The organism is Psychrobacter sp., assembly GCF_035469765.1.
Classification (GTDB): Bacteria; Pseudomonadota; Gammaproteobacteria; order Pseudomonadales; family Moraxellaceae; genus Psychrobacter.
In genome coordinates this window covers 1-1,572 of the sequence record NZ_DATIRM010000003.1, presented here as the reverse complement: position 1 = coordinate 1,572, position 1,572 = coordinate 1, and the positions used below count along the sequence as shown (strand labels likewise).

Annotated in this window: 2 protein-coding genes; one reads left to right on the top strand and one right to left on the bottom strand. The window is 37.1% G+C overall.

Annotated features, from left to right (window positions below):
• Positions 1 to 298: 298 nt before the first annotated feature.
• Positions 299 to 733 carry an MCR_0457 family protein gene (locus tag VLN09_RS00065; RefSeq protein WP_325242897.1) on the bottom strand — a complete coding sequence of 145 codons (435 nt, stop codon included), beginning with the start codon at positions 731 to 733 and terminating at the stop codon, positions 299 to 301.
• A gap of 539 nt (positions 734 to 1,272) precedes the next feature.
• On the opposite strand from VLN09_RS00065, the gene VLN09_RS00060 reads away from it, so the two are divergent.
• On the top strand, positions 1,273 to 1,572 hold a 300-nt coding region (locus tag VLN09_RS00060; protein WP_325242895.1), incomplete at its 3' end, for a 5'/3'-nucleotidase SurE.

Below are 1,572 nucleotides of genomic sequence, written 5' to 3'. Positions count from 1 at the left end.
TAAAATAAGACATCATTGAAAATAGAATAGGTAATCTTATAAAAATTACTCATAAAAAAGCTTGCTGCTATCCCTATTATTTAACAAGGATAACAGCAAGCTTTTTGTAGCGAGTCATATACATGGACAAGCACTAAAACTGCCTAAATAATATGCCTATTTAAACGCTTTATGTAGATGTTCAAGAGATAAGCCATGAGATTATTGTCGTTAATTATAGCGGTCTTTATCTATTTAACTTCTTAACATTGGTCAAAAAAGTATGTCCATAGAACAGCGTATCAATAAAGGGCTGCTACTAATATTGAGCATCCGCTAAATCTTCGCATAAGGCTCTATTGTCTTGCTTAGAAAACCCCATCGTCCAGCTGCGAATACCTTGCAAAATTTGACGGTAATCTTGCTGAGTAGATAAGTATTGGATAGCCGCTTTTGGGTCTTCTAAAGAGGGCATCAACTCATGAAGCTGTACATTATAAGACTTATAAAAACGCTGTTTTTGTTTACCGTTTAGCATTGGTGGGCATATCTCTGAAAGCACTTGCATAACAGCAATTTCATGCTTGGTGATATTAATGCCAGATAAGTCTAAGGGTATGGTTGTCGCAGAGCGAGGCGCAGCATTGGTCGCTTGAGACAGCATCGCAATAGATGTTATTAGGGCTGCTAGTCCCACTTTTGAGGCACTCTTTGCCAGCACAGAAGCTACAGATAATATCGATTGATTATTCATTCAGTATCACACTCGCTTATCTTTATTTAATGGTGCTATGTTAATGGGTAAGAAAACAAAAGTCACATAAAATATTGATTTATGTGTAGAGATATTGTGAGCCAAACAAGATCTTCAGCAACATATCTGTATTATAAACCAGTAAGTTACCTCAACATAAAAGTATAAGCTGTAATTGTTGTGGGTTGTCGTCTACTGTAACCTCAGCGCAGCTTTTATATCCCAAAAATAGGGGTTTTGCTACGAGTAAACCATGCATAAAACTGAGCTTGTTAAGTGCTTTCTGTATAGCAAGCGGGTTCGTGTCTATCTACTATTAGGGTATAATCGCCCAAAATAATCAAAGCTATATTATATTTAGATAAATATAATCACTGGGTATGAAATGACGTTGATTACAATATTTCTAAAAGCTAGGTTTCCAAAAGAAATGTTTCTAAAAATGATGCTTTTCAATCCAGTAGCGTTGATTATAGCAACTTTGCGACGACAAAGCAGATAAGCGGACGAACGGTCATTTATAAATAGATTGAGTAAATATGAAAATTTTGATGAGTAATGATGATGGGGTTTATGCACCAGGACTACTGGCACTATATCAAGCGTTATCCACTATTGCCGAGGTCATGGTAGTTGCGCCAAATACTGAGCAAAGTGGCTGCGCAAGCTCCTTAAGTACCACCACGCCATTATATATTCATCATTTACCGTCTGGTTTTGTGGCGGTTAATGGCACGCCAGCAGATTGTATTTATTTGGCATTGCATGAGCTATATCCTGAGACAGATTTTGACTGTGTCATTACAGGGATCAATTCAGGTGATAATCTTGGTCAGGAT

What these genes read in the sequence shown, in the direction of transcription:
- VLN09_RS00065 (WP_325242897.1), bottom strand. Translation starts at nt 733, where the DNA reads ATGAATAATCAATCGATATTATCTGTAGCTTCTGTGCTGGCAAAGAGT.